General features: G+C 52.4%; 6 protein-coding genes and 1 pseudogene. 5 read left to right on the forward strand and 2 right to left on the reverse strand.

All coding sequences use genetic code 11. From position 1 onward, the window contains the following. Positions 1 to 119: 119 nt before the first annotated feature. A complete protein-coding gene (gene yjjX, locus QZF50_RS22215) occupies positions 120 to 641 on the reverse strand; it encodes an inosine/xanthosine triphosphatase (RefSeq protein WP_001297279.1) in 522 nt (173 codons plus the stop codon). Positions 642 to 692: 51 nt separating this feature from the next. Between yjjX and gpmB the strand changes: the two genes are divergently transcribed. After that, positions 693 to 1,340, forward strand: coding sequence for a 2,3-diphosphoglycerate-dependent phosphoglycerate mutase GpmB (gpmB, locus tag QZF50_RS22220; RefSeq protein ID WP_000942344.1), 648 nt, complete (start codon positions 693 to 695; stop codon positions 1,338 to 1,340). Here gpmB and robA read toward each other — a convergent pair. Then, the gene (gene robA / locus QZF50_RS22225; protein WP_000371666.1) at positions 1,337 to 2,206 is read right to left on the reverse strand and encodes an MDR efflux pump AcrAB transcriptional activator RobA; all 870 of its coding nucleotides are present in this window, start codon (positions 2,204 to 2,206) and stop codon (positions 1,337 to 1,339) included. The genes gpmB and robA overlap by 4 nt on opposite strands. Positions 2,207 to 2,416: 210 nt before the next feature. Between robA and creA the strand changes: the two genes are divergently transcribed. The 4 genes and pseudogenes from creA to creD form a co-directional block, all read left to right on the forward strand. Further along, positions 2,417 to 2,890 carry a protein CreA gene (gene creA / locus QZF50_RS22230; protein WP_000875487.1) on the forward strand — a complete coding sequence of 158 codons (474 nt, stop codon included), beginning with the start codon at positions 2,417 to 2,419 and terminating at the stop codon, positions 2,888 to 2,890. A 12-nt stretch (positions 2,891 to 2,902) separates the two neighbouring features. Continuing rightward, complete coding sequence (gene creB / locus QZF50_RS22235) at positions 2,903 to 3,592, forward strand: two-component system response regulator CreB (RefSeq protein WP_001188656.1); 690 nt, start codon at positions 2,903 to 2,905, stop codon at positions 3,590 to 3,592. Then, positions 3,592 to 4,975 (forward strand): annotated as a pseudogene (gene creC, locus QZF50_RS22240) (two-component system sensor histidine kinase CreC). The gene creB and the pseudogene creC overlap by 1 nt, the downstream one beginning before the upstream one ends. A gap of 57 nt (positions 4,976 to 5,032) precedes the next feature. After that, positions 5,033 to 5,938 (forward strand): cell envelope integrity protein CreD (gene creD / locus QZF50_RS22245; protein ID WP_290388997.1); only part of this gene is annotated, 906 nt, incomplete at its 3' end.

Genomic DNA, 5,938 nt, shown 5'->3' on the forward strand with positions numbered 1-5,938 from the left:
AGAAAACTGGCCGATTTTCTCTGCACTGGAGGGATAATACAAGGCCTGATAAGACGCGGCAGCGTCGCATCAGGCATCGTGCACCGAATGCCGGATGCGGCGTGAACGCCTTATCCGTCCTACAATGCCTGATACACGGCATTGTGAAACGGACTCAGCGCCAGGATCACCGCCTGGTGATAGACGCTGGCGCGAGTGAGTTTCCCGGCGGTAAACACGCCGATCGCCCCTTCCTTACGACCAATCTCATCAATACCGGTATAACGCGACATCACGGGACCAAGCGCCTCACCTTCACGCACTTTCTGCAGAATCACCGCAGGTAACGGCAAAGTAGCCGAACGCGCCTCGCCGCGCTGGCTGGTGTTTTCAATCACCACCCAACTGAAAGTGCTGTCACCATCGATGCCAGCTTCAATCGCCACCCAAAAATCAGCCTCTGGAAGTAAACGGCGGGCATTTGCTACCCGATTTCGTGCGCCAGCGCGCGTTTCCTCACTGCCAAAGGGTTGTTCCGGTACACCGCTCTCGACGGCAACGGATGCAATATGGCAGGATCCTTCGCCGAAGATCTCGTGAAATGCCTGCAGAATGGCCTGAATTTTAGCGGGATTGGTGGTCGCACAGACAACTTGGTGCATAATCAGCATTACTCAGAAAATTAACGTTACAGCAGTATACGGAAAAAAAGCATGTTACAGGTATACCTAGTCCGCCACGGTGAAACGCAGTGGAACGCCGAGCGACGTATTCAGGGCCAGTCTGACAGCCCGCTGACCGCCAAAGGTGAGCAACAGGCGATGCAGGTGGCAACCCGTGCCAAAGAGCTTGGCATTACGCATATCATCAGTAGCGATTTAGGACGCACCCGGCGTACGGCGGAAATCATCGCCCAGGCCTGCGGCTGTGACATCATCTTTGATTCTCGCCTGCGTGAATTAAACATGGGTGTGCTGGAAAAAAGACATATCGATTCTCTGACCGAAGAAGAAGAGAACTGGCGTCGGCAGCTGGTCAATGGCACCGTTGACGGGCGTATTCCTGAAGGCGAGTCAATGCAGGAGCTCAGCGATCGCGTCAATGCGGCACTGGAATCTTGCCGGGACTTACCGCAGGGAAGCCGACCGCTGCTGGTGAGCCATGGTATTGCACTGGGATGTCTGGTGAGTACGATTCTCGGATTACCAGCATGGGCAGAGCGCCGCTTACGTCTGCGTAACTGTTCTATTTCGCGCGTGGATTATCAGGAAAGCCTGTGGCTGGCGTCTGGCTGGGTTGTTGAAACCGCAGGGGACATCTCACATCTGGACGCCCCTGCATTAGATGAGTTGCAGCGTTAACGACGGATCGGAATCAGCAGTTCACAGCGCAGATTAATTGGGCGATCTCCCGCTTTGGCATCTTCTGCCGGGTAGTATCGCTCAATATCCTGACCTTTACGGCGCGTCAGATTGAGCATTGGCATGCACGTTCCGTATACCGTCAGGATAAACTCCTGCACGCCGGTTCCCAGACCTTCATAGGTAAACATCACATATTCGCCGCCCTGCAGCATCACCGGATGCCCCGTCAGTACATAGCCATCTGCCTGATCCTGGGCTAACGCGGTGGTATAGAATACTTCTTGTTCGTCGTCTTTATCCTGACTCGGACGCGTTTCATTCAGGCCGTAGAGCACTGGCGGAATGGTCGGCGCGTTGCCGAGAAAATCGTGCCAGAACTGATAACGCATTTCATGGCGGAAATCAGAGATTTGCTCCAGCGAACAGGAGTAGCTCTGGGTAACACCAATCAGCGGCGTATCTTCCAGGGTGACAAATTTGTGCTCTGGCATAGTGAATTCACCCAGACGTAGCGGCGGGCGAATACCAAAGGCGCTCCATTCAGGAGAACGGCGGTAAAGTGCAGGAGTCTGGGCAAACTGCTTCTTGAATGCGCGGGTAAATGTCTGTTGAGAGTCGAAGCGGTATTGCAGCGCGATGTCCAGAATCGGACGCGCAGTCAGGCGTAGTGCGACCGCCGATTTCGACAAACGACGAGCACGAATATACGCGCCAATAGCATGGCCAGTGACATCTTTAAACATTCTCTGTAAGTGCCACTTGGAATAACCTGCTTTCGCCGCTACATTGTCGAGCGACAGGGGCTGATCCAGATGACCTTCCAGCCAGATTAAAAGGTCGCGAATAATGCCGGCCTGATCCATAAAATATCCTCATCCTTTCAACAACGAGCACCTGACATCAGGTAATTGGATAATAGCATTTTTTGCTGTTTTAGCATTCAGTGTTTTTTTCTTAGTAGAGTATGTTTTAGGGCTTGACGGAAATAAAAGTATTGAGATTTTGTTCTTAATCAATATGTTATTTACCGTGACGAACTAATTGCTCGTGTAATAGATAAAAATGGTAACAATATGAAATACAAGCATTTGATCCTGTCTTTAAGCCTGATAATGCTGGGGCCATTGGCTCATGCAGAAGAGATTGGTTCGGTCGACACCGTATTTAAAATGATCGGCCCGGATCACAAAATTGTTGTGGAAGCCTTTGACGATCCCGATGTGAAAAATGTCACCTGTTATGTGAGCCGGGCGAAAACCGGGGGTATTAAAGGGGGATTGGGCCTGGCGGAAGATACCTCCGATGCGGCCATTTCTTGTCAGCAAGTCGGGCCGATTGAACTGTCGGATCGTATTAAAAACGGCAAAGCTCAGGGCGAGGTAGTATTCAAAAAACGTACGTCCCTGGTCTTTAAGTCGTTACAGGTCGTGCGCTTTTATGATGCTAAACGCAACGCGCTCGCTTATCTGGCTTACTCCGACAAAGTTGTAGAAGGTTCGCCGAAAAACGCGATTAGCGCGGTTCCTGTCATGCCGTGGCGGCAATAACAGAGGCGATTTATGCAACGGGAAACGGTCTGGTTAGTGGAAGATGAGCAAGGGATAGCCGACACGCTGGTCTACATGTTGCAGCAGGAAGGTTTTGCCGTCGAGGTCTTTGAGCGAGGCTTGCCGGTGCTGGATAAAGCTCGCCAGCTGGTTCCCGACGTCATAATTCTCGACGTTGGTTTGCCTGATATCAGCGGCTTTGAATTGTGCCGCCAGTTACTGGCGCTCCATCCGGCGTTACCTGTACTGTTCCTGACGGCCCGAAGTGAAGAGGTCGATCGCCTGCTTGGGCTGGAAATTGGCGCTGACGACTATGTGGCTAAACCGTTTTCACCCCGCGAAGTGTGCGCCAGGGTGCGCACCTTACTGCGTCGGGTGAAGAAGTTCTCGTCGCCGTCTCCCGTCATCCGTATTGGTCATTTTGAATTGAATGAACCCGCGGCGCAGATCAGCTGGTTTGACACGCCATTAACGCTGACGCGGTATGAGTTTTTATTGCTGAAGACGTTACTCAAGTCGCCAGGCCGCGTCTGGTCCCGCCAGCAACTGATGGATAGCGTGTGGGAAGATGCGCAGGACACCTATGATCGCACCGTTGATACCCACATTAAAACGTTGCGTGCCAAGCTGCGCGCCATCAATCCCGATCTTTCACCGATTAATACTCATCGCGGCATGGGATATAGCCTGAGGGGCCTGTAATGCGTATCGGCATGCGGTTGCTGCTGGGCTATTTTTGTCAAAGAAGTTAAACCGGGCGTGCGAAGAGCAACGGAGGGGACGTTGATCGACACCGCAACGTTGCTGGCGGAGCTGGCGCGTCCCGATTTGCTCTCTGGGGACCCAACGCATGGGCAACTGGCGCAGGCGTTTAATCAGCTACAACATCGCCCGTTTCGCGCCAATATCGGTGGCATTAACAAAGTGCGCAATGAATATCATGTCTATATGACCGATTCGCAGGGTAAAGTATTGTTCGATTCGGCAAATAAAGCCGTTGGGCAGGATTATTCGCGCTGGAATGACGTCTGGCTAACGTTGCGTGGTCAGTATGGTGCGCGCAGCACGTTGCAAAATCCTGCCGATCCCGAAAGTTCGGTGATGTATGTTGCCGCGCCGATTATGGACGGCTCGCGGCTTATTGGCGTTTTGAGCGTAGGCAAACCGAACGCGGCGATGGCTCCGGTCATTAAACGCAGCGAGCGGCGAATTTTATGGGCCAGCGCCATTTTGTTGGGGATCGCACTGGTGATTGGCGCAGGCATGGTTTGGTGGATCAACCGCTCCATTGCCCGGCTCACTCGCTATGCTGATTCCGTCACTGACAATAAGCCCGTTCCTCTTCCCGATCTCGGTAGTAGCGAGCTGCGTAAACTCGCGCAGGCGCTGGAAAGTATGCGCGTGAAGCTGGAAGGGAAAAACTATATTGAGCAGTATGTTTATGCGTTAACCCATGAGCTAAAAAGCCCACTGGCGGCGATTCGTGGCGCGGCGGAAATTTTACGCGAAGGTCCGCCGCCTGAAGTAGTGGCTCGTTTTACTGACAACATTCTGACGCAAAATGCGCGAATGCAGGCACTGGTGGAAACGTTACTACGCCAGGCAAGACTGGAGAATCGTCAGGAAGTCGTTTTGACTGCTGTTGATGTGGCGGCATTATTCCGCCGCGTCAGCGAAGCGCGCACCGTGCAGTTGGCAGAAAAAAACATCACTCTACATGTTACGCCCACCGAGGTTAATGTTGCTGCTGAACCGGCGTTACTGGATCAGGCGCTGGGGAATTTACTGGATAACGCCATCGATTTTACCCCCGAGAGCGGTCGTATAACGCTAAGCGCCGAAGTGGATCAGGAACACGTCACGCTTAAGGTGCTGGATACCGGTAGTGGTATTCCTGACTACGCGCTGTCACGTATTTTTGAACGCTTTTACTCTTTGCCGCGTGCAAATGGGCAAAAAAGCAGCGGTCTGGGGTTGGCGTTCGTCAGTGAGGTCGCCCGTTTGTTTAACGGCGAAGTCACGCTGCGCAACGTGCAGGAAGGTGGCGTGCTGGCCTCGCTTCGACTTCACCGTCACTTCACATAGCTTCAAATTCTTCCCACATAGCCTTCGTATCCTGCTGCCATTGCAAAGGAGAAGACTATGTTGAAATCCCCCCTGTTCTGGAAAATGACCACCCTGTTTGGTGCAGTATTGCTGTTGTTGATTCCGATAATGCTGATTCGGCAGGTGATTGTCGAACGTGCCGATTACCGTAGCGATGTGGAAGATGCGATTCGCCAAAGTACCAGCGGGCCGCAAAAACTCGTTGGGCCGCTCATCGATATTCCTGTGACCGAGCTTTATACGGTGCAGGAAGACGATAAAACCGTGGAGCGGAAACGAAGTTTTATCCATTTTTGGTTACCTGAGTCATTGATGGTTGATGGCAATCAGAACGTTGAAGAACGCAAGATAGGGATTTATACCGGTCAGGTCTGGCACAGTGATTTAACGCTAAAAGCCGATTTCGATGTTTCGCGTCTTAGCGAACTTGACGCACCAAATATCACCTTAGGCAAGCCATTTATTGTGATTAGCGTCGGGGATGCGCGTGGTATTGGTGTGGTGAAAGCGCCTGAAGTTAACGGAACAGCGCTGACCATCGAACCCGGTACCGGGTTAGAGCAAGGCGGGCAGGGCGTGCATATCCCTTTACCCGAAGGGGACTGGCGCAAGCAGAACCTGAAGCTGAATATGGCCCTGAATTTAAGCGGTACCGGCGATCTTTCTGTGGTGCCTGCCGGGCGTAATAGCGAAATGACCTTAACCAGCAACTGGCCGCATCCCAGTTTTTTAGGTGATTTTTTGCCAGCCAAACGGGAAGTTAGCGAGTCAGGTTTTCAGGCGCAATGGCAAAGCAGCTGGTTTGCAAATAATCTCGGTGAGCGTTTTGCTTCAGGCAATGATACCGGCTGGGAAAACTTCCCCGCGTTTAGCGTCGCAGTGACGACGCCAGCCGATCAATACCAATTAACTGACCGGGCGACTAAGTATGCCATTCTGCTG

Origin of the sequence: uncultured Escherichia sp., assembly GCF_948475835.1 — a bacterium.
Taxonomy (GTDB): Bacteria; Pseudomonadota; Gammaproteobacteria; order Enterobacterales; family Enterobacteriaceae; genus ECMA0423.